The sequence below is a fragment of the Komagataeibacter sp. SM21 genome, from assembly GCF_041402665.1.
Classification (GTDB): domain Bacteria; phylum Pseudomonadota; class Alphaproteobacteria; order Acetobacterales; family Acetobacteraceae; genus Komagataeibacter; species Komagataeibacter saccharivorans.
This window is the reverse complement of sequence record NZ_JBGLOV010000017.1, coordinates 1-23,150: the sequence shown is the minus strand read 5'-3', so window position 1 is coordinate 23,150 and position 23,150 is coordinate 1. Positions and strand designations below refer to the sequence as shown.

General features: G+C 61.9%; 28 protein-coding genes. 14 read left to right on the top strand and 14 right to left on the bottom strand.

The genetic code is table 11. The annotated features are described in order from the left end of the window. Positions 1-2: 2 nt before the first annotated feature. From ACBR42_RS14130 to ACBR42_RS14115, 4 genes are all read right to left on the bottom strand, one after another. The gene (locus ACBR42_RS14130; protein ID WP_371208418.1) at positions 3-1,346 is read right to left on the bottom strand and encodes a TrbI/VirB10 family protein; all 1,344 of its coding nucleotides are present in this window, start codon (positions 1,344-1,346) and stop codon (positions 3-5) included. After that, the gene (locus ACBR42_RS14125; protein WP_371208417.1) at positions 1,343-2,278 is read right to left on the bottom strand and encodes a DotH/IcmK family type IV secretion protein; all 936 of its coding nucleotides are present in this window, start codon (positions 2,276-2,278) and stop codon (positions 1,343-1,345) included. The genes ACBR42_RS14130 and ACBR42_RS14125 overlap by 4 nt, the downstream gene beginning before the upstream one ends. Further along, entirely contained in the window at positions 2,279-2,863 is a 585-nt protein-coding gene (locus ACBR42_RS14120) for a DotI/IcmL/TraM family protein (protein ID WP_225063077.1), read from the bottom strand. It abuts the gene before it with no gap. 65 nt (positions 2,864-2,928) lie between these two features. Continuing rightward, entirely contained in the window at positions 2,929-3,426 is a 498-nt protein-coding gene (locus ACBR42_RS14115) for a hypothetical protein (protein WP_371208416.1), read from the bottom strand. A gap of 584 nt (positions 3,427-4,010) precedes the next feature. On the opposite strand from ACBR42_RS14115, the gene ACBR42_RS14110 reads away from it, so the two are divergent. From ACBR42_RS14110 to ACBR42_RS14075, 8 genes are all read left to right on the top strand, one after another. Beyond that, positions 4,011-4,169: a hypothetical protein gene (locus ACBR42_RS14110; protein WP_371208415.1), complete on the top strand. Its 159-nt coding sequence runs from the start codon at positions 4,011-4,013 to the stop codon at positions 4,167-4,169. Beyond that, entirely contained in the window at positions 4,166-4,720 is a 555-nt protein-coding gene (locus tag ACBR42_RS14105) for a hypothetical protein (protein ID WP_371208414.1), read from the top strand. The genes ACBR42_RS14110 and ACBR42_RS14105 overlap by 4 nt, the downstream gene beginning before the upstream one ends. Continuing rightward, complete coding sequence (locus ACBR42_RS14100; protein ID WP_243705447.1) at positions 4,717-5,883, top strand: hypothetical protein; 1,167 nt, start codon at positions 4,717-4,719, stop codon at positions 5,881-5,883. Before ACBR42_RS14105 ends, ACBR42_RS14100 begins: the two co-directional genes overlap by 4 nt. A gap of 7 nt (positions 5,884-5,890) precedes the next feature. Continuing rightward, positions 5,891-7,462 (top strand): hypothetical protein, encoded by a 1,572-nt coding sequence (locus tag ACBR42_RS14095; RefSeq protein ID WP_371208413.1) that lies wholly within the window; start codon positions 5,891-5,893, stop codon positions 7,460-7,462. A 3-nt stretch (positions 7,463-7,465) separates the two neighbouring features. Further along, positions 7,466-9,799: a DotA/TraY family protein gene (locus ACBR42_RS14090; protein ID WP_371208412.1), complete on the top strand. Its 2,334-nt coding sequence runs from the start codon at positions 7,466-7,468 to the stop codon at positions 9,797-9,799. Between the two features lie 5 nt (positions 9,800-9,804). Continuing rightward, positions 9,805-10,131, top strand: a complete 327-nt coding sequence (locus tag ACBR42_RS14085) for a hypothetical protein (protein ID WP_371208411.1) — start codon at positions 9,805-9,807, stop codon at positions 10,129-10,131. Between the two features lie 330 nt (positions 10,132-10,461). After that, positions 10,462-10,737, top strand: a complete 276-nt coding sequence (locus tag ACBR42_RS14080) for a type II toxin-antitoxin system RelE/ParE family toxin (RefSeq protein WP_371208410.1) — start codon at positions 10,462-10,464, stop codon at positions 10,735-10,737. Positions 10,738-10,746: 9 nt separating this feature from the next. Next, positions 10,747-11,067 (top strand): HigA family addiction module antitoxin, encoded by a 321-nt coding sequence (locus tag ACBR42_RS14075; protein ID WP_132307071.1) that lies wholly within the window; start codon positions 10,747-10,749, stop codon positions 11,065-11,067. Positions 11,068-11,284: 217 nt separating this feature from the next. Here ACBR42_RS14075 and ACBR42_RS14070 read toward each other — a convergent pair whose 3' ends face one another. The 3 genes from ACBR42_RS14070 to ACBR42_RS14060 all read right to left on the bottom strand — a co-directional run bounded on the left by ACBR42_RS14070 (position 11,285) and on the right by ACBR42_RS14060 (position 13,117). Next, positions 11,285-11,644, bottom strand: a complete 360-nt coding sequence (locus ACBR42_RS14070; RefSeq protein WP_371208409.1) for a hypothetical protein — start codon at positions 11,642-11,644, stop codon at positions 11,285-11,287. A gap of 94 nt (positions 11,645-11,738) precedes the next feature. Further along, positions 11,739-12,188, bottom strand: coding sequence for a hypothetical protein (locus ACBR42_RS14065; RefSeq protein WP_371208408.1), 450 nt, complete (start codon positions 12,186-12,188; stop codon positions 11,739-11,741). Next, complete coding sequence (locus ACBR42_RS14060) at positions 12,185-13,117, bottom strand: DsbC family protein (RefSeq protein WP_371208407.1); 933 nt, start codon at positions 13,115-13,117, stop codon at positions 12,185-12,187. The genes ACBR42_RS14065 and ACBR42_RS14060 overlap by 4 nt, the downstream gene beginning before the upstream one ends. Before the next feature lie 136 nt (positions 13,118-13,253). On the opposite strand from ACBR42_RS14060, the gene ACBR42_RS14055 reads away from it, so the two are divergent. The 5 genes from ACBR42_RS14055 to ACBR42_RS14035 all read left to right on the top strand — a co-directional run bounded on the left by ACBR42_RS14055 (position 13,254) and on the right by ACBR42_RS14035 (position 17,491). Beyond that, positions 13,254-13,718 carry an SH3 domain-containing protein gene (locus tag ACBR42_RS14055; RefSeq protein WP_132307037.1) on the top strand — a complete coding sequence of 155 codons (465 nt, stop codon included), beginning with the start codon at positions 13,254-13,256 and terminating at the stop codon, positions 13,716-13,718. A gap of 5 nt (positions 13,719-13,723) precedes the next feature. Beyond that, positions 13,724-14,431: a transglycosylase SLT domain-containing protein gene (locus tag ACBR42_RS14050; protein ID WP_371208406.1), complete on the top strand. Its 708-nt coding sequence runs from the start codon at positions 13,724-13,726 to the stop codon at positions 14,429-14,431. 380 nt (positions 14,432-14,811) lie between these two features. Further along, positions 14,812-16,119: a replication initiation protein RepC gene (gene repC, locus ACBR42_RS14045; protein WP_371208405.1), complete on the top strand. Its 1,308-nt coding sequence runs from the start codon at positions 14,812-14,814 to the stop codon at positions 16,117-16,119. Further along, complete coding sequence (locus ACBR42_RS14040; protein ID WP_371208404.1) at positions 16,116-16,835, top strand: HNH endonuclease; 720 nt, start codon at positions 16,116-16,118, stop codon at positions 16,833-16,835. The genes repC and ACBR42_RS14040 overlap by 4 nt, the downstream gene beginning before the upstream one ends. A gap of 11 nt (positions 16,836-16,846) precedes the next feature. Further along, complete coding sequence (locus ACBR42_RS14035; RefSeq protein ID WP_371208403.1) at positions 16,847-17,491, top strand: hypothetical protein; 645 nt, start codon at positions 16,847-16,849, stop codon at positions 17,489-17,491. Between the two features lie 48 nt (positions 17,492-17,539). Here the strand turns inward: ACBR42_RS14035 and ACBR42_RS14030 are convergent, their stop codons facing one another. From ACBR42_RS14030 to ACBR42_RS14000, 7 genes are all read right to left on the bottom strand, one after another. After that, complete coding sequence (locus tag ACBR42_RS14030; RefSeq protein WP_371208402.1) at positions 17,540-18,268, bottom strand: hypothetical protein; 729 nt, start codon at positions 18,266-18,268, stop codon at positions 17,540-17,542. Continuing rightward, entirely contained in the window at positions 18,211-18,534 is a 324-nt protein-coding gene (locus tag ACBR42_RS14025) for a PHP domain-containing protein (RefSeq protein ID WP_132307027.1), read from the bottom strand. The genes ACBR42_RS14030 and ACBR42_RS14025 overlap by 58 nt, the downstream gene beginning before the upstream one ends. A 3-nt stretch (positions 18,535-18,537) precedes the next feature. After that, complete coding sequence (locus tag ACBR42_RS14020; protein ID WP_132307025.1) at positions 18,538-18,783, bottom strand: hypothetical protein; 246 nt, start codon at positions 18,781-18,783, stop codon at positions 18,538-18,540. Between the two features lie 10 nt (positions 18,784-18,793). After that, positions 18,794-19,987, bottom strand: coding sequence for a DNA polymerase Y family protein (locus tag ACBR42_RS14015; RefSeq protein ID WP_132307023.1), 1,194 nt, complete (start codon positions 19,985-19,987; stop codon positions 18,794-18,796). After that, the gene (locus ACBR42_RS14010; RefSeq protein ID WP_371208401.1) at positions 19,878-20,678 is read right to left on the bottom strand and encodes an ImuA family protein; all 801 of its coding nucleotides are present in this window, start codon (positions 20,676-20,678) and stop codon (positions 19,878-19,880) included. Before ACBR42_RS14010 ends, ACBR42_RS14015 begins: the two co-directional genes overlap by 110 nt. Before the next feature lie 72 nt (positions 20,679-20,750). Next, a complete protein-coding gene (locus tag ACBR42_RS14005) occupies positions 20,751-21,425 on the bottom strand; it encodes a MucR family transcriptional regulator (RefSeq protein WP_243705445.1) in 675 nt (224 codons plus the stop codon). A 349-nt stretch (positions 21,426-21,774) separates the two neighbouring features. Next, positions 21,775-22,164 carry a hypothetical protein gene (locus ACBR42_RS14000; RefSeq protein WP_371208400.1) on the bottom strand — a complete coding sequence of 130 codons (390 nt, stop codon included), beginning with the start codon at positions 22,162-22,164 and terminating at the stop codon, positions 21,775-21,777. A 190-nt stretch (positions 22,165-22,354) separates the two neighbouring features. Between ACBR42_RS14000 and ACBR42_RS13995 the strand changes: the two genes are divergently transcribed. Next, positions 22,355-22,888, top strand: a complete 534-nt coding sequence (locus ACBR42_RS13995) for a hypothetical protein (protein WP_371208399.1) — start codon at positions 22,355-22,357, stop codon at positions 22,886-22,888. Positions 22,889-23,150: the final 262 nt, after the last annotated feature.

Genomic DNA, 23,150 nt, shown 5'->3' with positions numbered 1-23,150 from the left:
GATCAGGGCGCGTAGACGGGTTCGTCGAAGAGGACGCCGACCTCATCACCCTGTTTGAGCTTCACCGTCGCCTGCTGCGGGGTCTGCTTCTGGAGGACCTGCGAGAGTTCCTGTCCCATGCGACCGCCCGCGGCACCCATCTGCTGGGCAAGGTTGAGATGGGTGAAGGCGCTGACCCCATATCCCCCGGTGTATGATGTTGTGTTTGCACTCATCATCGCGTTGCCGAGACCTTCGACGAAGGCTGCGGCCGTGGGCAGGATGATGCGTGTGGCAAGGTGTTCGTTCACTTCGGACGCGACACCTGTTTCCGCCGTTTTGGGGGAGACGGCGTAGGCGGACACCTGGAGCGGGGCGGCATCGCCGATCATGAGGCGATTGAACCTGATGATGAGCCGGTCGTTTTTCATTTCCAGCGCCCCGCTTATGCGGGCTTTCGCAAACGGGCCTGAGTCGATTTCCACGAGGACTTCGCTACCCAGATCACTGTTCGAGGTGATCACCGAATGGCCATAGACGCCGCGTCCCGCCGCCAGCAGGAGCTTTCCGCCCGCATGCGCAGACGGATCCGTGCCGCCTGATGAGTGCGTCCGGGTCGCGCCACCGCCCGTGCTGTCCACATCCCGTGCCGCGTCCGATCGCGTCCCGGCCGTAGAAATGGCACCTGCAATCGTATTACCCCTGCGTGCCGTGCGCGGGCTGTCATTATCGGGAAGCATCATTTCAAGGGTGGAGCCATGTCCGGACCATGCCGCGATCAGTTCGGCCTGGGCGGCCAGACTGATGGCTGGCTCCGCTTCGTGTGCCTCCATGCGCTGAGCCCGGTGCGTGGCGGGCGGCGGCGACGCAGGCGCGTTACTGAAAGGGTCGTCCGCCGCTGCCGTCTGCGGTGGTGTCGAAGCAGGCTTCGCCGCGGGTGGCACCGGCGCCGCAGGGGGCGGGGGAACAGGCGCTTGCGGGGCGCTGGCGGGCGCTGGAGGCTTGGGTTTCTCCGTGCCGGGCAGGTCGCCCAGTTCGGCGATGTGCTGCTCTTTGGGAATGTCGCGACCGGTCAGGGCAGCGGTGTAGGACTGGTTCCTGCGCGCAGCGTCTTCGGCGTTTTTCTTTTCCTGCTGGCTGGTGATGTCATCAAGGCGGGATGACTGGTTGTCACCGCCTGCAGGCGCGTCCAGTGCCGGGCTCCTGACACTGGAAGAATGCGGCCTGTCCTTCTGGCCTACATGAAAGATGAAATACAGGCCGGCCAGAACCACCCCGATCAGGACCACCAGATAGCCTGCGACGCGTCGTGTGTCGTCAAAGCTTGCGCGCAACCGGGTTCTGGGGGGAGCAGGCTGGTCGTTCACGGGCCGTCCTTCGCGAGATGGAGGGGGAAGGACTGCGTACCGGCCCCGTTATTCACCAGGACTTCCGGTGTCTCCGGGATCTCGTAGACCACGTAGCCATACTGTTCCTCATGTCCGGTCGGGCCGGGCGACAGCACGTCGTAGTTTGTACGCAGATAGATGTGGTGGTCGTACTGCCACGCGCGCGCGCGATCGGGGTCGCCCCCGGATACGAGAAGCGGCACGGCTTCCGCAGGCGGGGTGCCATCGAGCATGGCGTTGAAGAACGACGATCCCGTGGCCGGGATTTCCGGCCCCGCACTGGGCCGGTCGCGGGCATTGGGGCCGCGTGCGGCGATGCGCGCCGTAAGATCGGCGTCATAGGAGCCTGTACCGGCCACGATCATGAAACTGATGGGCTTTGGCGCACCCTTCAGGCTCACGAGAACGCCGCCATGGGCGTAGCGTGTCACCGGGGTCAGCTGCAGGACGTTTGATCCCGGCTCAGGCACGCAGGCATTGATGCCAACCGGGCGCACGGCGGTATTATGCCCTGCGCCGTCCTGGTCGCAGCCGCCGTTTTTATTGCTGGCGATGTCCCATGCGATTGGCCACGGCTGGCCGGTTTCGTCGAGGAAAGTGATGGAGGCCGGGTAGTCCTGAGCGATCCGCACGATATTGATCTGTGCGCCGGCGGCCATCGCCACGGTGACGGAACGCGATACGGGCACGACGATACGATGTGGATCGTCCACGCCATCCAGCGCGCGCTGTCCCGAGTCAAAACGGTCGTAGAGCTTATTCACCGCATCAGGTGGAGGCGGCAGGGTGCCTGAATAGACAGGATCGACGTGGACGTTCCTGTCAGACTGGTTGAGCGACTGGGCGTACACAGCCGGGGCCGGGGCTGTTGCAAGGAGCAGTCCCAGTAATGCCACACGATAGGAGCGCATTCAGTCACCGCCATTACTGGCGCGGGGCGCGTTCAGTTCTGCAATGACCAGTCCATCGGGATGGAGCGGGTCGTTTGTCCTGCGGATGACGACATCGACCGAAAGCTGGTCGGTCTTCGACCCGCTTCCGTTCTCCCATCTGAGATACATCGGGAAATGGACATGCCATTCGTAATCGCCGCTCGGGGTTTTCCCTTCCCACCTGATGGAGGCTGCCGATTTCGGGGTGGCGGTCAGCATGACCCGTCTTGCCTTGATGAACTCGATGTTTCCGGGCTTGCGGAATGCGTCGAGCCATGTATTCCACGCGGCCGCCGTAAAATACTGCGCATAGGATGAAAGCTGCTGCGCGTATTGCAGGAAATTGATTGTATAGAGACCTGTTACTTTCTCGGTCGCCCAGTTCGCGACCTGCGCATCCGTAAAATAGGGCTCATTGGTGACGAGCAGCTCGCGTGGCTTGCCAAACGGGTCGTGATAGATATGCCGCACGCGGGGTGGATGGGTGATGGCGACGAACAGGCAGATCGCCAGTCCGAGGTTGAGCGCCATGCTGACAATAAGGCCGATGGCAAGCCTGCCCATCAACAGTTGCCCGAATGCCGGATCAAGTAGACGCCGTGTAATTGCCTGCCTGCTATTGCGCATATTCAGGCGAACCCGGCCGCATATGTGGCAAGGCGCCTGCGGCCCAGAAGGCTGCAATGGACTGTTTTCTGGTGACGCGGGGAGACGAAGAAGATGCGGCTGGTGACGCGGCAGATTTTTCTGATCATCTGGCCGGCCACCGTGCTGTTCGCAGGAACGGCAAACGGATCTTCGGACGGGCAGGTATTGAGCAGGGTCAGTCCGGTTCGTGCGGGCAGGCCGGCACGGCGGGCGGCTTCGCCCACGGTCTTGGGCGACAGGCCAAGAAGTTCTGCAATGAAAGTGGGGCTGTAAAGGCGCTTCCACAGTTCGGCAAGATGGGTGACGGCCCTGTCATCCCAGATTGCGCGGCCCGACCGGTTGCGTGAAACCAGGCCGGAAAAGTCAAGTTTATTTAAATAACTACTTGAATTTGTGATCGAAAAATGCGGGGGGGGGGGGGGCGTCATGAGCAGAGGCGGCGTCAGCCGCCCGACCGCGTAGCGGTCGACGTAAGCCAAGGCGTAAAGCCTTGGCGCGTACGGCCCCGATTGTACGGCCCGTAACGCTGGCGATGAATTTGACCGTAACCTGCGTGGGGTACCTTAATGTAACGTACCGCTCTTCATCCGCGCTCCAGCGCGCTGTGCGACCCGTCCTGCCGTTACCGGGGAACCTGCCGTCTGTACCAGTCCGCACAAAGGGAATGGCGGAAGGGATAAATACAGGAGTGAGCGGGTCCTGATAGAAACGGGAAAATGCGCTTCCTGTTATTAATGAAGATCGCACAAGAACCCTCCTGACCGGTAATCATTAGTGAATATGTTCGTTACATTACACGGCGAATAGCAGCTTTGCACGCATAATCGCTCTGGTCCGCGGTCGTGGACAGTAATTCTTCCGTTCTGAAATCCCTAGTTATAATAACGAATTCGCGTTCGATAGATTTTCTGTCGTACCTGCCATGTACTCCGCGCATGGGTGCAATGTATCCACCCGGCTGGACACGGAGTCTGGCCGCGACGGCGATGTGTGTCATCACGCCTGTCCGGACCCACAACCGCGAGACCTATCCTCGGCACGATAACGTCTGTCGGAGCCAGTTATGGATCATCAGGAAGATCGTGTGGTGGGAAGCCGCCTGCCGGAATGGCTGGATGCCGGGCGCGCCCGTGACGTCCTTGCGCCGCACCGCGAGAGGGTGGTGGCCGCTACCGGTCATGGCGATAACAGCGCGCACGCCATGCCGGAGCCCGGCGCATGAAACGGAGTGCGTATGCGGGCGCCATGGCGATAGCCTGTCTGGCCCTTCATGCCCGTGTGGCCATGGGGGCTTCTGCCACGGGATGCGAAACCCTGATCCAGTCCGCGGCGACAGGTGCTGCCGCCCAGATGAAAGCGGACGATACGACGATCCACCAGCCCCAATCCGTTACGCAGTTCACCTGTCTGGGCAATTTCTTCAATGGCGCGGGACTGGATGTGCTGACCAACGGGCTCAACGTCGCCTCGATCGCACAGGCGACCATGGGCAAGGTGTGCTCGGAACTGACCAGTGTGTGGCAGAACCTTGAAGGCGCGGCGCAGTGTGGCCTGACCGTAACCGGCCTCGACAACAATTTCGATCTCGGGCTGGGGGCAGGCGCGTTCTGTCCCTCGCTTAATTTCGGGGGTGGTGGTGACGCGCTTATCAGCACGGCCACGAATACCAGCGGCGACAGTTCGTGGGACGTCACGGGAGATTCCCAGCTTCCCGATGGCTATTCGCTCCAGCTCATGGGCCCTGGTTCCGGCATCTCGGAGATCTCCCAATGAGGGCGGCGCGCGGCATCCTGCTTGCATCCGCCTGCTTTGCCGCGGGCATGATGCTGGCACCCCGGCCAGCTTATGCGCTGTTCGGGATTGATGAAGGGCCGATCATAGCCGCCATCACCGCCCTGCAGAGTGCAATGAACTCGGTCGTCAATACGACAAAGACTGTTCTCAATGACTCGCTCGGCCTCATCAATGGTTCGCTCGGCAACGGGTTTACCCAGCTCAGCAATTATATGAAGGCGCAGGTGGGCGCGCAGGAGCAGATTGCGGATGCGAACAACCTGGTCCAGGCCCGACTGGCCCGCGATGTGCGTAATGCGCAGATCCGCGACGATCATGCAGTCAACCGCCAGGACTGCCTCAACCTTGAAGGTGGACAGTCAGCGGTCGTAGCGGCGCATAACGCAATGGCGGTCGCGACCGCGCTTGACGGGGCGAAGGACAACCGGACGCACGCGGCCCGGGATACGCCGTCATGGGCTGGCGGGGGACAGGCGGCGCAGGCCAACAATACGCATCATTTCTCGAAATACTGCGACGATGCCGAAGCAGAAGCCGGGATCTGTTCGCTTGCGGCCGCCGGGGTAAAGGCGGCCGACCAGAACGCCTCCAGCCTTCTGACCCCGCCCGTCTATGCGGACCAGACGGCGATTGATCGCGCGAACGACTACGAAACCACCCTGATCCAGCCGGTGGCGCCCGCGGCATTGCGGGGCAGCGCCCTCAACACTACCGAAGGGCAGCAGGGCCTCCCCCAGCGCCGGGGCTATAACGCGGCGATCTCCCTTGCACACAAGATCGGTGACGATGTCCTGAGCTGGCATACCGGCACGGTCACGCTTTCCGCGGCGCAGAAAGCCGAAGCGCAGCGTGAGGGCATTACCCAGACCGACACCGGCAGCCAGTGGGAAGCCACCGAGCTTGAGGTCAACCGCAAATATGCGGGCACGGACTGGCAGGGCGATCTTCAGGCGATGCCCGGCGAAAAGTCGGTCCTGATCCAGATCGCCCTCCTTGATGCGCAACGCAACTGGCTGCTGTGGCAGCAGCTCAAGCTCGACCAGACCCGCGCGCTGGCCGAGGCGACGCGTCTTTCCATTACGGCGGAACAGCGCAGGCCCCGGACTTCCCCGATGCCTGTCCCGTCCACTTCCAGCAACTGAGGATCATATGTCACAGACAACCACCTCCCAGAGTTTTATCGCAACGGCCCTTGCCGGTCTGGATGCGCAGCAGCGCACCGTTCCCGAGGGCGAACGCGGTCTTGCGAAGGATCTCGCAGACCTTCAGAAGCGCCTTGCGGAAAACCCGGCGCTTGAAAACGATCCCCGTTTCTGCACGCAGGTCGCATGGCTGGTGCAGGACTGGCAGAAATTCAGCGGCACGGGTCAGGCCCCGGCTGTCTCGCCCTTCCTGACCGCAGGCATGGCGCATCTGGCATCCACCTATCCCGGGCTTGAAAACCCGCAGATCCGGGCCGCCCTTGAGCAGACCGCCACACTGCATGACCACGCGCTGATTACGGACATCCGTTCGGTCGCGATGGAAACGGCGCGCCTGACGCCCGAGCAGCAGGAGTCCTTCATGGCCCGGATGGCGGCCGAGCATCTTGTGCAGCAGGTGCAGGCGTCACTGGGGGCGCCGGTTATTGCGCGGGCAGCCGCCCCGTCACCGGTCCAGCCGGATATTGCGCCTGAACTGGTGGCTGAACAGCCTGTCCGGAGCCCGCCCGCCCGGGCGGCCGCAGAGGAAGCGCAGCCATTCCCGCCGGAAGCCGGAGGCCCGGGATTTGCTGCGCCGCCTCAGGAGGCCGAGCTGGCGCGAGGGGCCGCGCCCGAGACCGTGCATGAAGATAGCGAACCGGGCACGGCTCCCGCCAATGAAAGATCATCGCGCGCATCACGGGGCGATGAGCAGCCTCAGGATGTGCCCGCTTCAGCAAAGGCTGCCAGTTCTCGAAATATAGAGGATCAGGTACGGGACGGGGATCGGGAGGCCGCGCGACAGGCCGAGGAATCACAGCCTTCTTCGGTTCGTGAACCACAAGAAGTTAAGGTTCCGAATAACGTTCAATCGCCAAAAGGTCCCGATCAAGAGCAGACCGAAGCGTCTGCCAGTCCCCAGAACAAACCGCAACCCGCACCTTCGAACATTCCCTCGCCGATTGCCGGCATCGGTAAATGGGCCAGTAATTTCAGGGGTAAGCGGGATGAGAGCCGGATCAACAAGATGATCGCCGCCACGACGACCGCGATGGATACGGTCAGGGATCGGCTGGGCGATCTCCGTCAGGAAGAGCCCGGTTTCTTCGAGCGTATCGAGACCGCCGCCCGCACGTCAGGGAAAACGGTTCCCGCTGTGGTGGCGGGCATGACAGCCGATGGCCCGTTCGCCGACCTGCGCAATGAATATAATACGATATGCGAGACTAATCCGGGCTTTGTCGCAGCACGCAACGAGCTTCATAAGGCTGGCATCGGACTGCGCACGGCTACGAGGCGACTGGACGAGGAGACACGCGAGCGCGGGGCATCCGAACAGGCCCCCGTTGTGGAGACGACCCGGAATGTCGCGGCTCTCGGCCTGGAACTCGAAAAAGTCCCGGGCGAGCAGGCTGGCAGGAATTTCCTGCAGGACATAGGGGGGCTGGTCGAACGACTGGTCGAGAAGTTTCGCGCGCATTTCGAACGTATCTTCGGGCAGCAGCGCGGACGTGACAGCAGCCCCTCCATGGAGCGCTGAGCCTTGATCCACACGCGCCCGCGCCCGGTCAGCCGCTTCTGGCTGATGGCTTTCGTGTTCCTGGCAGGTTATCTGCTCCTGTCAGGTAGCGCCCATGCGGATACCACCGCATCCGACGTCACCTGGAGCGATCTGGCGGCAGGGGATGACTGGACCGGGCGCGTGCTGGACAGCATTTTCCCGATGGGCAGTTCGTCCCAGACCACTACGGGAACGATGCTCTCGTATTTTTCCGCCTATGTCATGCTGATCGTCGCGGCATGGATCTCCTATGCCACGGTCATGCAGATCCACCGCACCGCTGAAAGCGGCAAGATATTCTCTGCCAGTTTCAGCGGCTGGGTTCCGGTGCGTGTGGCGACGGCGCTTATCATGATGAGCCCCATAAGCACCTTCGGCGGTTTTTCGACCGGTCAGGATCTGGTCCTGCTCGCCTCCAAATCGGCGATAGGCATGGCGCGTAATCTTCAGAATATTACGATCCGGGCCGTTGGTCCGGACGCCCTGCCGCTGGCGCAGCCCATGGCCCCCGCTACCCGTGAAATCATCTTCGGTGTGATGGCCAGCGAACTCTGTCGTGCCATAATCAACAACGCGTCAAACAACCACAATCTGATCCCCGAGCCCACCGTGCAGAATAACGGGTCCGGCAGGGTCACGCTGTCCTATAACCTCGCAGAAGGCGAACAGACCGCCGCCGCCCCATGTGGCAGCATTACCCTGCAGGTTCCAACGTCTTCTGCGCGCATGACCACATCGTCCCTCGGACCCTATATCGACCTTTCCTCCCTCGCTCCGCAGCAGCAGCAGGCCCTGACAAACCTCGTCAGCAACATCCGTGGCCCCATGCAGGGTATCGCAGCCACTTTGTGGGCAACCCGGAATGTTTCGACACTTCGCTCGCTTGATGCCGTTCTGATTGTCAACACGCAGTCCTATTCCAATGCGCTGTCGTCGATCGCCTCCAGTGCGGTCTCGCAAATACGGTCCGCGGCCGATGGATCGGGGGCCGATGCCGGGGTTACGGCCCTGCAGAACCTTGGATGGAGCGGGCTGGGAGCCTACTATCTGGAAATTGCCAGCCTGAACTCGGAAATCCTCGCCTTCTCGTCGCTCCGGCCCACCATCACCGCACCGGCATGGACGGGACTGGGCTGGTATCTTTCTGATGACGTCCTCCCGTTCGCACAGGCCATCGGCGATTACCTCGCCCAGCAGGAAGACAACATCATCACCGCCGATCAGGCCAGCGCGCCCTACGGCGCACCGCGCATGTTCGCCCGCGGACGCATCGGCAGTTCACCAGATTCCCTGCTCAGCCAGATTACGCGCGCCATCGGGATCAACGAGGATGTCTTCACCCTGATCCTCAACGAGATGATCGCCCCCAGTTCTGGCGATAACACCAGTCACCCGATCAGCGGGGGCGGGTCGGGATGGACCGACCCGCTGGCCAGCATGATTACGCTGGGACATGTGCTGATTGATATCGCCCTGACTGTCATAGGCATGGCGGCCGTAGGGGCGAGCAAGACCGCGTCCGGTGCGGCGGCCGTGGCGGGCTTTGTGACAGGCCAGCCCGGAGAGGTGGCGGCCGCGGCATCGGCCATGGTGTTCAGCGGCGCGATCAGCGCGCTCCTGACGCCGATTTTCGCGGGAGCGTTCATGCTGCTGGTGCCCGGTGTCACGCTGGCTTACGTGCTGCCCATGACCCCCTATCTTTACTGGATCGCGGGTGTCGGTGGCTGGCTCATCCTCGTGATCGAGGCGGTCATCGCCGTGCCGTTATGGATGCTGGCGCATATGGTGTTCGAAGGCGAGGGCCTGCACGGCAAGGGCATCCGGGGATATGAGGTGCTGTTCACCATCATCTTCCGGCCCTCCATGATGGTGATCGGGCTGATCCTGAGCTACACGATTTTCTCCGCGATGTCCTGGCTGCTGATGAAAAGCTTCTCCGTGACAACCGGCTTCGTGTTTGCGCAGGGCTACCTGCTGGACAATTTCGTCGGGATCGTGGTGATGCTGGCCATGTATGTCACGACGGAGATGACACTGGCCGTCATGTCTTTCCGGCTGATCTCCACGTTGCCGCATCATCTGCCCGCCATGGCGGGCATGAACGCGATGAGCCGTGTCGATAGTGATAATTTCTCTGACAGCACAACGCAGCCATTGGAACCGCATATGGAAAAAGGCGCGCGTCTGTTGCAGGATAGTGTTTCCAGTGCTGCAAGCGGTGGGGCAAAAGAAGAAAAGTCTGCCGCTCCCGGTTCAAAGGGACTGGATTCAACAACGCAGTCCCACCTTATGGTTTCAGGTCGCGAGGAAGGTTAGGCGCAATGGGTGATTTTCTTGACTTTGACCAGCTTATCCGCATCCGGCGCGCAACGGAAAAAATGGCGAACAACGCCATCTCGGTGGCGGATTATAACGCCGTTGTACGGCAGAACGAGGCGTTGCGGCAGGAGGTCATACGGCTTCAGGCCAATGCCCGGCACTGGGAGAGCGCCGCAGTCACGTATGAACAAAACCGCAATGAGTTCAGAGATTATGGCCGGGCAGTAAAAGCAGAACGGGATCTTTTTGACCGGAAATCAGAGCGCTTGAAAACGCGTGTGGCAGAGCTTGAAAGAGAAATTGCCGCACTCAAAGGACGCAAGGGATGATGCGGCTTGCATTGCTGGGTGGGCTGGCGCTTGCGGTTTCCGGATGTTCCCACGGGAACCTCACATCGGCATCTAGCCGACCGCTCAGGCCCCCAGCGGTCCGGCAGGCACTGTATGACCCGTATGCACCCTATGGATCGGTTCCGGCACGCTGGAAGCCTGCTGTCGCGTCACGCGCCGGTAATATCGTGAAACCGTCAGATCCGGCCGATCAGGCAGACCGACCGGATTACGAAGGCGCTTCGTGGTCGGTGGGCAACCAGTCCGGGAGGGCTGGCACCTTCTGAACTCATTGACATTTGTAAGCGGATTGCTTACAAGCGCGACAGAATGATCAAGACGTTCGCAAACAAGCAGCTCAAGGCGCTGTGGGAGACAGGAAAGTCGAGGATTGATGCGCGGTTTCATGGTCGTATTCTGCGTCGATTGGATGCGCTTGATGCGTCGGTCAATGCAGACGATATGAACCTGCCCGGGTTCGACTTTCATGCCCTCAAGGGGCATACACCGACCCGATATACAGTTCACGTAAACGGGCCGTGGTGTATTACCTTCGAGTTTAGAGACAGCGACGCCTACGTTCTTGATTTTGAACAGTACCACTAGGAGGCAACCATGGTTAGCACCGTTCGTCGCTGCCCAACTCATCCAGGCGAGTTGCTCCGAGAGGATGTGATTCCTGCGACTGAGCGGAGCAAGACAGAAATTGCGCAGTTTCTGGGCATTTCCCGACAGCATCTCTATGATATTCTCGCAGAGCGCAAGCCTGTGAGTCCGGAAGTGGGAGTGCGACTGGGCAAACTGTTCGGGAACGGTCCCGGTCTCTGGATCCGGATGCAGGCCGCTTATGATGAATGGCATGCGGCACGAGCAGTGGACGTTTCGAACATTCCAACCTTGCAGGCAGTCGGTTCCTACCGTCATGCCGCACGGTAAGAACATACGCGCCTGCCTGATACTGCGTTGAAAGACCGCAAGATTCAGTGGTTACGCCGGAAATGGAGCCGTTCGCTTCTGCAAACTGGTATTATCGCCGCCAGCAGTCACGTCTGTACCTGTAGAAAACCCGAAAATGATCCTTGCCTCCGCAACCATACCATCCAGTTTGAGAAATGCTGGCTGACATGCCAAATTCAGGCACTGCCACCACGAACTACAACAGCTTGAGCCAGATATATACGCCCAACCAGATATCAGCGATCACGATCGCTATTCCTTTCCAGGGGAAGGCGGAAAGGTATCTGTCAACGTCGTAGATGGCGTTAGAGGCATTGTTCATGACCGCCTCAAGTCCCTGAGCAATGGAGAACAGTGCCCCGACCGCCAAAATCAGCAGGATCAGGGAGAAGATGCCTTTTGCGGTCGGGAGCGAATTCCCTCCCGCCCCTATCCGGTAATTCCTGAATTCCTCTCGACCGCGGCGGATGAAGTCTCCATCGGAGAGCCAGCCTGATTCGCGTCGCGCAGGCTCCACCCGGGAGCCGTAATATTCTGAGTCCCTGAAATCGCCCATCTGGTGCTGTCCCGAGCCGTCTGAAGCGCGAACCGTGAAGGAATTTATGTTCGCGCCTACACGAACTGGAGTGCCACATTCCGGGCGGGTTCGTCTATCGCGGCCATAAGTCACGTCCGTCCTGCAGAAAATCAGAGAATGATCCCCGTCTGTGCGACCGTGCCATCCAGTTTGAAAAGCACAGGCTGACATACTGGGTGCCCAGTATGAGGGTCAGCGCCAGCGACCGGATGCTGGCAGGCGAGAGAATACCCTCCCCGTTCCAGAACACGGCGTGCCCCCACATCGCGATTACAATGGCCAGCAAGAGGGCACAGAACCGTCCGTATCGCCGGGTTCTGCTCCGTGCCTGCCGCCGGATGGCATCGTCCTCGATCTGCGACCGTGCGACTGCGGCTGGCATATCGTGATCCGGCCGCATGTCAGCCAGTGCGCGCATGCCGTCGCGCGCGACCCGGTAGCTTCTGACGAACTGCACCAGGAACGGCAAGGACAGCCATTTCAGGGCGCGGACCATCCGCCCCCGCCTCGTCGGCCCGCTCACGAAGCCAGTCCTGCGACAAACCCGTCCACGTCATCGGGTAGCCCGGCTTCCTCGTGGGGTGCGCCGTCCCGGCCACTCCAGATAATGGTGGGCGTGCCCCGGACGCCGATGGCGTGCGCTGCGTCGAGATTGAGCGTCAGGGCCGCTTCCGCAGTCTCGGATACGGCTCCGTCCGCAGGTGCGTGCCCCTGTGCCATGATCCGCCGCCATACCGGCACCATGCCATCAGGGGCCGCACTCAGCATGGCGACTGCCGCAGGCGTGCTGGCTCCATGGTTTTCGTAATCGTTGATGGAGATCGGCACGATGGCGAGCTGCAGCCTGCCCGCATCGACATAGGGCTGAAGGGTCTGTAGCGCCCGGGTGGAATACGGACAGAGCGGATCGACCACCATATAGACCCGTGGCGCGTCCCTGCGCCCGTACAGGCCAAAGGATGCGGCGGAAAGCCGGCCGACCGGATTGACGGTGGCCGGTGATGCGGCAGCCCCGGGTTCGCTCCGTGAACTTCCCTGACCGTGCAGGACCACAGTCGGAATGGTGCCCCGGATGGGCGCCACCTCATCGCGGGTCAGGTTATGGCCTGACGCATCCCACATCACCCCGCCGATTTCAGCGCCGCCATCGGGCGTGATGTAGAACACCCGGAAATGGTCGCCATTGCGCGCATAGACGGCGCGCAGGCCATGCTGGTCTTCCGGCCTGCCGATATCGAACACGCTGGCTCCCTGGCTCGCAATCCGGCTCAGGGCAGGACTCCGGGCGATCTCGGCCGCCGGTATGGGGCGGGGCTGTGGCTGCCCGCCGACCTGTGGAACAGCCACAGCCGCAGGCCGGGCGGGTGTATCGGCCACGGATGGGCATTGTGGCGCCGCCAGGGCAAGGCCGGGCAGGGCAAGGATGGCAAATGCGGGCATGAGGCGTCGCATGAAGGGTCCTCCAGTAAGGTTCCTTCACCATCCCATGCGTGGTTGTGGGTGAGTTTTTTTGCATGCCATGTCAGCACCCACAAACGGACGTGCCATCTTCAGTCCTGTAACGAACGCACCACCCAAGGAGGATTTCATGCGGAACACCTTTGCCCTGATGCTCGGTCTGGCGCTGGCGGCCACACCCGCCTTTGCCCAGCATCTCCCCCCCGACGCGCTGGATCATCTTTCAGCGGAACGGCAGGCCGAGATCGGCCATCGGAACTGGGGGCCGCCGGTCAACCCGCCCGCGCAGGCGCAGACCCTCTCGCCCCTTCCGGTTCCGGCGACATGCAAAAGTCCCGCCACGGATTTCGAACCACTTTACGCGGCACCCGCGCGCACGGCGCGTCAGGTAGGGGTGGCCGCCCCGCAGATCGCTGTCACCGATACCACCCGCGACGGCTGGACGCAGGTTGAACTCACCGGGCGCATCCTTGCATGGATCCCGAGCCGGGACGTGGTGGCCTATCGCCCGCTTGTCGCGGATCACCCGACCGGCTGCACGGTCGCGGGGCAGCGGGCGAACGGCATGATCGCCTTTTCCCACCCGGACAGATGATGCGGATGCGTCTTTTCGTAACGGCGCTGGCGCCCTCGCTGTGGCTGCATGCGGCCATGGCGCAGGTCCCCCAGCAGGTCATCCCGAGCATCATGGAGCCCGGCTCGCCGGAATTCGTCTATGCCGGGACATCGTCCCAGACGGGCGGCTCTTCGGGCGCCACGACCTATACGGGGGCCTGGGGGACGACCGACGCCATGTCCACGCTTCTCGCGCAGTCCTATGGCTCGAGCGCCGTGACTGCCGCCGAGGATGAAGGGATCAATCCCGATACGCTGGCGGCCTTTGGACAGATCGAGAGCCATTTCCAGAATGTCGGCAACGCCACATCCTCTGCGGAAGGCGTCTGGCAGATCACCAACGGGACATGGGATGAGTATGCCGCGAAGCTGGGGCTCAGCGATGCCGACAGGAGCGATCCGGCCGTACAGGCGGAAGTCGCCAGTGCGGTCATCAGCGACTACGCTTCGGCGGTTTCGAAATCGACCGGCACCAGTGCAACGGCGGCGCAGACCTATGGCGCCTACATGTTCGGGACAAAGGCCGGATCGGAAATCGCAACCGAGTCGGACAGCAGTACGCCATTGAGCAGATTCGTCTCCGCCAGAACCCTCGCCGCCAACAACATGACTGGCTGGACGGTGGGTCAGTACTACGCAACCATTTCAAATCGCATGGGAAATGGGGCGTCGGAACAGGTCATCAGCTCATGAAATACCATCCGGTTGCCGTGCCAAAATGGACACAAAAACGCAAGAAAAACAGCGGTTTACCAAGGTTTCGCTTGTGGCGCGGAATGAGTCGGGGCAAGGTGCTTTCGCGCCGCGGGCCGCATAGCCATGCAGACCGGGCGCCCGATTGCAGAGGCCCACCGATGACCTAGCCCAGATATGAGAAACCCTGCCTCTTCCGATCTCCAAATCGGAAAAGCCAGGGCACCCAAAAACCTTAGTTCATGTACGAAGAAATGCAGCAATTTCCTCGTACATGAGAGTCCCGTCGGAACGCAAGACAAAATTGCGAACGGGGGCGGTTTGTCCGGTGTCCGGGTCTTGAGGCTCCTGAAAACTTCCTGGTTCCCGGACTTTTTTGAATGGTGATACAAGCCCACAATGATGACCCGCGCCCGGTGCGCCGGCGCGGAAAGCGGACCCTTACCCCTGCCATGCTCGACGCCGTGGCCGAACTGGCGCGGCCTGCTCCGGCATTCCCCGGAAAATACGATGTCGTGCGGGTGTTGCGCGCGCTCCGCAGACCGCTTGGCCTGAGCCGGAACGCGTTCGAGCTTCTGGTGTGCATGGTCGAGCGCACGGCGACAGGAGACTGGGAGGAAGGGGCGACCCCCTTCATCTACGCCCATAACACCACGCTCGTGAACTGGACGGGGCTGTGCCTTACCTCCCTGCGCCGCGCCGTACGTGAACTGGCCGGGGCACGGATGCTGACCGCCCATGACGGGCGCAACGGTCAGAGGGGGCGGCGCTGGCAGGGCGAGGAGGATACCTGCCGGGTCGGGTTCAGCCTTGCCTCGCTACGCTATCGCTGGCCTGATTTCATGGAGATGCTGGAAGCGGAGCGGCGGCATCGCAGCCAGATCAGGTTCCTGCGTGATGCGATCGCCGACCTTAACGGGGTGATACGCCAGCGCGCGGAGCAGCAGGGCAATGAGGCGGCAATCGTGCAGGCATCTGGCATCATGCGTCGTCGGCTGCGCTCTGAATCCATCGAAACACTGAGTGGCTATCATGACGACATGAAAGCCCTCTGGCATCGTCTGGAGGCCTGTCCGGCCCCTGTTGATAACCCGTCTCCGGATGCCCGATGGACCCCGAAAGTGGCACCCATGGACCCCGATTGTGGCACCCACTATACAGATACAAAAAACAATCTATCTCAAATTAAGGTAGTCACCGTAGCGGCCACCGGCCGCAATCGCATTGAAGCAATGCGGAGCGCAGCGCCAGCGGATCCAGTCGTCACATCATCCGGACCCGACCTGTCCGCCCTGCGCGGTTTTCGCGGCACATCGACGTTCTATCTCGAAATCTGCCCGCCGCTGCGCGACCTGTGTCCATCCGAAAAGCCGACCCAGCCCCAGCTGACGGATGCCGCGGAGTATCTTTCCGGCCAGATCGGCATCACCCATCACGCGTGGCGACAGGCCTGCGTGGTCCTTGGTCGCCTGCAGGCCAGCATCACCGCCATCATCATGGCCGCCCGTCTCCATCGTGGGGAACCGATCCGCTACCGGGATGCCTATTTCCGCTCCCTCGTGGATCGGGGGGCGCGCAATGCGCTCTACCTCGACCGCAGCCTGTATGCCCTGCGCGATGCCTGCGCCCGGATGACCCTTTCGGCCGGGCCGTCCCGATCCACTGGCCCTATCGGATTACGGCAGTGACAGGGGCTCAGGGATCCATTCCGCTGTGCGTCCCGCGTGACAGAGCGAAACAGGCCGCCGGGGCCGGTGCACGATGGGACAGGGTGCAGCGCTGTTTCTTCTGGGACACAGGGATTGCCGACATTGCGGAAAACGCGCCGGTCCTGGCGTTCCTGCCGTTCCGCTTTCGCCCCGACCGCAGGCCGCCTTATGTGCGGCCGTGGATGGTCCCGCAATCCCTGTGGGGATGGAACCTGCGCGCCGTGCTGCATCGCGAAGACTGGGACAGGATCCGCCGCGATGCGTACAGGCGGGCAGGCTACCGCTGCCGCATCTGTGGCGGTATCGGTCCCGCCCATCCTGTCGAGGCCGATGAAGGTTGGGCCTACGACGACACGCGCTTCGTGCAGGTTCTCAGGGGCGTGATCGCCCTGTGTCCCGACTGCCACGCCGTAAGGCACTGGGGACGGAGTATGGCAACCGGAAAGGAACAGCATGTCCTGCGCTGGCTGGCATGGATCAACGGGTGGACACCAGCGCAGGCCCGCGCCTGTGCGGATGAGGCCATGGCACTGTGGCATTGGCGGAGCGGTCATACGGGCTGGACCTGTGATATCGGATGGGTAGAAAAAGTCTTCGGCGTGCAGCCCGTAGCGGATGCCATGGTCCGGGCAGCGGCAACGCAGCAGGGTCTGGTCGCATTGGCGCGGCAGTCGCGCGACGGTGAAATGCGCTGATCGAGGTAGAAATGACGGATAACCCCGCTCCCGTAGAACCCATTGCCGACGCCCTGACCGTCGCGCGGTTTCCGCTGGAACGCCGTAAGGCGCGTTCGGTTGAATTCATGCAGATGCTGAGCCTTGACCGCGATGACGTGGTCGAGGTGATGAAAGAGGCCGGACAGAAGCCGCCCTACGCCCTGTCCACCCTGAAGCGGGAGGGCGCGCGTGAGGTGCGCTCCCGTCTCAGGGAATGGGACCTGAGCGTCTTTGCTGACGCGGCCGAACTGGAGGATGCCCTGCGTGCCTGGTTCCAGCCTGCCGTTACACTGGCGATCAGCGAAACGGCAGAAGCCCGTGACCTTATCATCCGGGAGCGGCAGATACGCCTCGCCACGAATGTCGAACAGAGGCTCATGGATACCGCCTACCGGCAGCAGCGGGCGCTTGCCGCCCAGCAGGTCAGCGAGACGTGGATCCTGAGCGGCCGGATCATCGGCGGATGGGAGGTCGTCATCGCCTGTCTCGAACGCTATCGCGAAGGTCGGCATGTGCGGAAGGCGAAATCTGAGATGCTGCCCGTAAGCGCACCTGTCCAGTCCGAACCGGTGGTGCAGGATGGAAATGTGGTGTCCCTGGGCGCCTGGCGGAACAGAAGTAAAGGCACCGGCTAAGTTTTTTCCTGTGCCACCATAGAGTTCGGGTTAATGCGGCGCAGTTCTTCATTGACGCGGGTCTGCCAGCCCGATCCTGTTGACCGTCAGGAAATACGGCGCGTAATCCAGCGAAGCGATCAGATCGAGTTCGTGGCGGAGCTGGGTCAGAACGCCGTCCGGCGCGCCAGCAGGATAACGGTCTTTCAGATGCGTCCGGACAAGGGCTGCAAGGGTTTCCTGTGGCGTATTCCCTGATGCGTCGGTCTCATCGGGATACTGGTAGGCCAGATCATCGAGCGAGAAGCGGCATAGCGCGGCAATCTCGGCGCTACGCGCAATCGCGGCCTCATGCCCGGCATAGTCCTCACGGATCTCGCGTTCCGCGACAAGATGCCGTCCCGAACAGGTTTCGCGCCGGTCGCCCAGCTGGTCGACCGTGCAGCCATGGCGGATGCAGCCCAGCACGTCCTGCAGGATATGCCGCCCGGCGTTGTGATACAGGACATCGCCGGTCACGACGGGACGCAGGCCCGCCGTCATCGCCATGTCGGCCATGCGGGCGAGACGGGCTGCATCTCCCGGCCGGTAGCGCCGGACAAGGGCGACATAACCGGGCAGGCCACCCGTGCGGGCATGCGCTTCCATGCGGGCCAGGGCAGCGGAAAGCGTGGCATCGGGTGCATCGGGCAACAGGATCAGGAGCAGGCCCGCACCCTCGCGTTCCAGATCGCGCCATGTCAGGGAAAAGCCGCCCCCTTCCCTGCCCGTTTCCTGCCCAGCGTCAGGAGACGGCACAGACGGCCATAGGCCATGCGGTCGGTAGGATAGGCGAGGACGGGCGGTATATCCTCCAGATCCAGACGGCAGCCCACGACAAGGCGGACCCCATGTTCGCCCGCTGCCCGGTGCGCCCGGACGATCCCGGCGAGGCTGTTATGATCGGTGACGCCGATCGCCCGAAGCCCCAGTTCCCCTGCCCGCGCGAACAGTTCGTCGGGATGGCTTGCGCCCCGCAGGAAGGAATAGTTGGTGGCGACCTGAAGCGGGACGTAGCCGGACATCGCCTAGCCCGCATCCGCGTGCGGATGGCGGTGCGTGCTTGTGCTGGGCGCGGGAGAGCCTGCCCGCCGCAGGATGACGTAGCCGCAGCTCTGGAGGTAGGCGACAAGACGTTCGGCTGTAATCCGTGCCATCATCTCATCGGCCGTGTGCACCTTGCGGCGCCCGTCATAGCGCAGGCCATGCGACAGGGAGGCTTCGATTTCCTCCAGACTGGCCGGACGCAGATCGGGGGGACTGTCCTTTACCATTGCGCGCTCCTCAGAAAAGACCATGCAGAAACCACGAGGCAGGCGCATCAGCCGTCCCCACGCAGCGGACGGACTGGAACAGCCAGAACTGGAGGCCGCCCCCTTCCGCCGCGATCCAGTAATTCCGGATGCGGCCGTATTCGCGCGTGTCATACCACCATTCACCATGCACGCGCTCGGGACCGTCGCATGCGACAATCCTGTAGGCATGACCGCGCCACGCCACCTGCTGCGGCACGCCCGCCGCGTCCTGCCGGATCATCACCACCGGTTCAGGTGGATCGAACCGCCGCACGGGACGTGGCCATGAACATGACCAGTCTGTGGATGTCGTGGAGGGTGTCGCAGGCGTCATGACCTGCCTTGCCCCCTCCCCGCGCTGCGCCAGTTCCATGCAGACCGTGTCCACCAGCACCCCGATCACCGTGGCGATGGCGTCCGCCGTGGAGACAGGTTCCAGCAGGGAGCGACGGCCCTGTACCGCATCGCGTGGCAGGACGGGCCGGACCGGTTCCGGCACCCGTCCCAGCGCCTGATCCAGGCGCAGCATGAGGTCTGGACCGAAGCGGCGAACCAGCGGTGCCCGTGGCGCGGTCCGCACCTGTCCGATACGTTCCAGACCGAGCTGGAGCAGTCCCTTCAGGGTGGCGCCGTCCAGACGCAGGGCGGCAACGGGCAGTGGATCGAGTGCAGCAGCCTGCCCTCGTTCGGGGATGATCTCCGCCCCATGAGGTCCCGCATGTGCGAGCGCCCAGGCGCAGCCCGGCGTATCCGCCATTGCGCCCCGCACTGCCAGGCCCATGCCAGACAGGCGCTCAAGCAGGGTGGTGAGCATGGATGTTTCGCCGCCATGCAGGTGTGCGCAGCCCGTGGCGTCAATCCAGATGCCATCAGGATCGGTTGCGGATGTCAGCGGCGCGCACCACAGGCACCATTCCGCCAGTCGTGACAGCGCCTGCGCGTCGTCATCCGGATCGGCGGGTGCGACGGCAAGATCCGGCACGAGGGCCTGCGCCTGTGCCAGCGGCAGGCCGGGGCTGATCCCGGCCTCCATGGCCGCCCGGTCGACCGCGGCGATCATGTAGCGCCGTCCGTCATGGGCGCGCGTGACCAGCGGTTGGGAAGTCGGCAGGTTGCGCAATCCATGCCGGCGCAGCCGGTCGGTCGGCCAATGGGGAAACCACAGCGAGATGATCCGGCGCATGTTCCGTCTCCACGATCCACTCCCCAGCCCTGCCACCCCGATGGCGCAGCAGTTCGACATGCATGCGCGGCCGTCCGGGACGGAATGCAACCGGAGCGGTTCCGGCCGGAAAGGGCGCAGGCCCTACGCGCCAGCGCGTGGAACTGGCCGTCGGATGCACGAGGGCGGGATCGTCCATTTTCCTGGCGCGACGCAGCAGGAAAGCGGTCTGTCCCGACCCTTCCGCCGCCAGCCGCAGGCGGCGCGACGCCGTCAGGCCCAGAGGCTGGTCGAAATCGGTAACGACTGCGGCCAGTCCCGTCTCACGCAGCACATCTTCGGTCAGGCCGAGAACCCGATCGGGAGCGGCGTGAAGGCAGATCAGGCGGTCGGGAGAAAGCCCGGCCTGGGACAGCCCTTCGCCCAGCAGGTTCAGCCGTCCGGTATGGATCCATGCGACCGGCCCGGTCGTGCGCGACAGGATGGTGGCGATCCAGCGGGTCGGATAATAGCCGAGAGGCGTGTCGGCGCCACGGCCGATCACTTCATGGGTCGTGCCCCGCTCCAGGCCACCACAAAGGTGAGTGTCGATTTTGGTGGCGCCGCAGGCTAGTCGTGCGACATCATGTGCCAGCACGCCTGACCGCCGTTCGATCCGCAGGATCTGCGCCCGGAGAACGGCGACGGTATCGTTGTCCTGTGTTCGCGCCATGTTCTCCTCCCTTAAGGGAACACTTAGAGAACACGATATGATCCTGTAAAGCAGAAAATGCGTGAGGGTGTGTTACGCCTGTGTGTCGGGTGTTGTCTTGCTGCGGGTTTTCCGGGGCTGAGGCGGTTTGCCGGCCTCTTTCGTGTCAGAACTCTTTTTGGGCTGGAATCTGTCTCGTGCCCATGTTTCAGGTTTTTTACGACGATCGCTTTTCCCGGCTTTCGGGACTGTGACGCCACTTTCATCGCTAGCCGTCATTGCGACTGCAGCGTCTCCCTTGCGCTGTGTTTTTGAAACCTGTCCGGTATCCTCGACCCGCGGGCGGCCCAGTCCTATTTTCCGTGCCAACGTCGCGCGCTGCTCAGCATAGGCGGGCGCGGTCATCGGGTAGTCCGGCGGCAGGCCCCATTTCTGGCGATACTGCTCGGGCGTCATCTGGTAGACCTGTTTGAGATGGCGCTTCATCATCTTGAACTTCTTCCCGTCCTCAAGACAGACGATATGGTCGGGGAAGATGGTTTCGGAGAGCGGCACGGCGGGCACAGGCTTTGTGCCAGCCGGTAAGGCAGGCGAGGGAACCGCTTCCGTTCCGCTGGCGATATCTTCCCTCACGGCTGCCGTCACACTCCGGATCAGCAATGGAATGGCATCAGGGGTCAATGCTGTCTGGGGGTTGCCGAGATACGCTGAAACGATGCTCGTCATGGCGGTGATGATGGTATGGTCCGGCCCGTCAGCTTGATTCACTGAAATATTCTCCTGTTGTTTACGCTTCTATATTTCGAATACTGTGCCCGAGTTTATTTACTGGCACAACCAGCCGTGGTCCGGCGGGTATTCGTGCATCACGTCGAGACCAAATCTTAACCCTTCTCGTGGTGGCTATAACTGGTGCAGTGCCTATATCGGGATGCCCCATGGCGCAAATGTGTAATAATAGATGAAGAGCCCTATCCACGAAATGGCAGTGACAGATAGCCACGTCCTGCGCGTTTTCAGAACAAGCCCTGCAAGACACAATATCATCACGCCAGCGGCCATGATTTCTATCTGAAACTGGAGAAGTGCTTCAGTATCATAGTATCTGTCCATTTATTCAGCACCTCTGTTCCGATGCCTTATCTGTGTAATCCGGGCTTTCCGGACAGCGTGCCCGGATCACGTTGTTTCCCCAGGCGATAAAATCTTCCATGCTCTGCTTCGTGGCGAAGCCAATGATGACGTTCCCATCAATGACTTCCGAGATTACCAGACTGCGGCATGCCAGCCGTTTGGCATGGTCCTCAGCGTCCAGATCAGCATCATCGAACAGGACGCCGTCAAACAGGACGAAGTGTTCGATATCGAAATCCGTCGCACGCTGGATAAACGCGTCCCATTCCCGGGTGATGTAATCGTCACTCCCGTCCCGTATCTGCGCCAGTGTGGCGACAGAGCAGCGGTTGATCGCCCATGAGCGCGGCCTGGCCTCTTTCGCATCAGGCATAGAATGTCTCCTTCTCCATTGGCTGTATCGCCCGATGCAATGTGCGCTGATCGTTTGTGGGTGCTGGATCGCATACCTGCTCGGCTGCTCTGACACCGCACCCACAAGCGATGGCCTCATAACAGGCGATAGGGATTTTTGGATGCCTTAACGCGCTGATTCCGATGAAGGCGCCCGGTTCATCCAGCTCTTGATGAAGGACTTTGTGATGCGTTGTTTGCTTCCTCTGGCGGTACTTGCAGTCGTCGCCACAAACGTGACCATGTGGACGCCTGCCTATGCGGCGGACCCGGTTTCAAAGCCGCTGTCTACATCGGCGACCTCTGGTTATAATCTGGTGTCGATCAGTGAGATGAACCCGATCGCCAGATGGGGAGAAACCGACTTCTCCATCGTGGCCGACGGTCGGGACGTTTCCATTGTGAATGATACGAAATCAGCCGACACACATGATGCTGTGGTTCCGGTTCTGATCGGCGAAACAACCGTCTACAATGCGTCCCCGCTGCCGGGCGGACGAGTGCTGGTGAAGGTCCGGAGCGAGACGACACGTCTGACGGGACTGGAGCCGATCAAGGAAGACGGTAAAAATATTCGCAAGCCTGTGCTTCGCCACGCAAGATATGAAACCGCGCTTGTCCTGGCAGGCCGACAGAGAAAGACAGTTGACGTGCCAGTGGCTGGTGGTCAGATGGCCACCATTATTATGTCCCGGTCCGAATAACGTGAGAGCTGCCCCCGGGCCGGTCTGACGCCTCTGGACGCAGCGACCGCGGGCCGGCAGGAACACCGACGCGCCCCTGTGACGGCCCACCTTGCGGCTGAAAGGAATGGGGCAGCGGCAGGCATACCTTACGACGACCTGGAGGGTTCGAAAAACCCTCTGGTATTGAGGTCTGCTCTGTGATTCCATTTTCCTTGCGTTGATTGGAGTATGGATCATGAAGCAGGCGGGATTTTTTGACGTTGAAGAGCGGCTTGCCCGG

What these genes read in the sequence shown, in the direction of transcription:
- ACBR42_RS14080 (WP_371208410.1), top strand. Translation starts at nt 10,462, where the DNA reads ATGATCAAGACGTTCGCAAACAAGCAGCTCAAGGCGCTGTGGGAGACA.
- ACBR42_RS14085 (WP_371208411.1), top strand. Translation starts at nt 9,805, where the DNA reads ATGGGTGATTTTCTTGACTTTGACCAGCTTATCCGCATCCGGCGCGCA.
- ACBR42_RS14010 (WP_371208401.1), bottom strand. Translation starts at nt 20,678, where the DNA reads ATGGCGCGAACACAGGACAACGATACCGTCGCCGTTCTCCGGGCGCAG.
- ACBR42_RS14125 (WP_371208417.1), bottom strand. Translation starts at nt 2,278, where the DNA reads ATGCGCTCCTATCGTGTGGCATTACTGGGACTGCTCCTTGCAACAGCC.
- ACBR42_RS14095 (WP_371208413.1), top strand. Translation starts at nt 5,891, where the DNA reads ATGTCACAGACAACCACCTCCCAGAGTTTTATCGCAACGGCCCTTGCC.
- ACBR42_RS14060 (WP_371208407.1), bottom strand. Translation starts at nt 13,117, where the DNA reads ATGCGACGCCTCATGCCCGCATTTGCCATCCTTGCCCTGCCCGGCCTT.
- ACBR42_RS14110 (WP_371208415.1), top strand. Translation starts at nt 4,011, where the DNA reads ATGGATCATCAGGAAGATCGTGTGGTGGGAAGCCGCCTGCCGGAATGG.
- ACBR42_RS14020 (WP_132307025.1), bottom strand. Translation starts at nt 18,783, where the DNA reads ATGGTAAAGGACAGTCCCCCCGATCTGCGTCCGGCCAGTCTGGAGGAA.
- ACBR42_RS14070 (WP_371208409.1), bottom strand. Translation starts at nt 11,644, where the DNA reads ATGGGCGATTTCAGGGACTCAGAATATTACGGCTCCCGGGTGGAGCCT.
- ACBR42_RS14025 (WP_132307027.1), bottom strand. Translation starts at nt 18,534, where the DNA reads ATGTCCGGCTACGTCCCGCTTCAGGTCGCCACCAACTATTCCTTCCTG.
- ACBR42_RS14075 (WP_132307071.1), top strand. Translation starts at nt 10,747, where the DNA reads ATGGTTAGCACCGTTCGTCGCTGCCCAACTCATCCAGGCGAGTTGCTC.
- ACBR42_RS14015 (WP_132307023.1), bottom strand. Translation starts at nt 19,987, where the DNA reads ATGCGCCGGATCATCTCGCTGTGGTTTCCCCATTGGCCGACCGACCGG.
- ACBR42_RS14100 (WP_243705447.1), top strand. Translation starts at nt 4,717, where the DNA reads ATGAGGGCGGCGCGCGGCATCCTGCTTGCATCCGCCTGCTTTGCCGCG.
- ACBR42_RS14000 (WP_371208400.1), bottom strand. Translation starts at nt 22,164, where the DNA reads ATGCCTGATGCGAAAGAGGCCAGGCCGCGCTCATGGGCGATCAACCGC.
- ACBR42_RS14105 (WP_371208414.1), top strand. Translation starts at nt 4,166, where the DNA reads ATGAAACGGAGTGCGTATGCGGGCGCCATGGCGATAGCCTGTCTGGCC.
- ACBR42_RS14120 (WP_225063077.1), bottom strand. Translation starts at nt 2,863, where the DNA reads ATGGGCAGGCTTGCCATCGGCCTTATTGTCAGCATGGCGCTCAACCTC.
- ACBR42_RS14050 (WP_371208406.1), top strand. Translation starts at nt 13,724, where the DNA reads ATGCGTCTTTTCGTAACGGCGCTGGCGCCCTCGCTGTGGCTGCATGCG.
- ACBR42_RS14055 (WP_132307037.1), top strand. Translation starts at nt 13,254, where the DNA reads ATGCGGAACACCTTTGCCCTGATGCTCGGTCTGGCGCTGGCGGCCACA.
- repC (WP_371208405.1), top strand. Translation starts at nt 14,812, where the DNA reads ATGGTGATACAAGCCCACAATGATGACCCGCGCCCGGTGCGCCGGCGC.
- ACBR42_RS14035 (WP_371208403.1), top strand. Translation starts at nt 16,847, where the DNA reads ATGACGGATAACCCCGCTCCCGTAGAACCCATTGCCGACGCCCTGACC.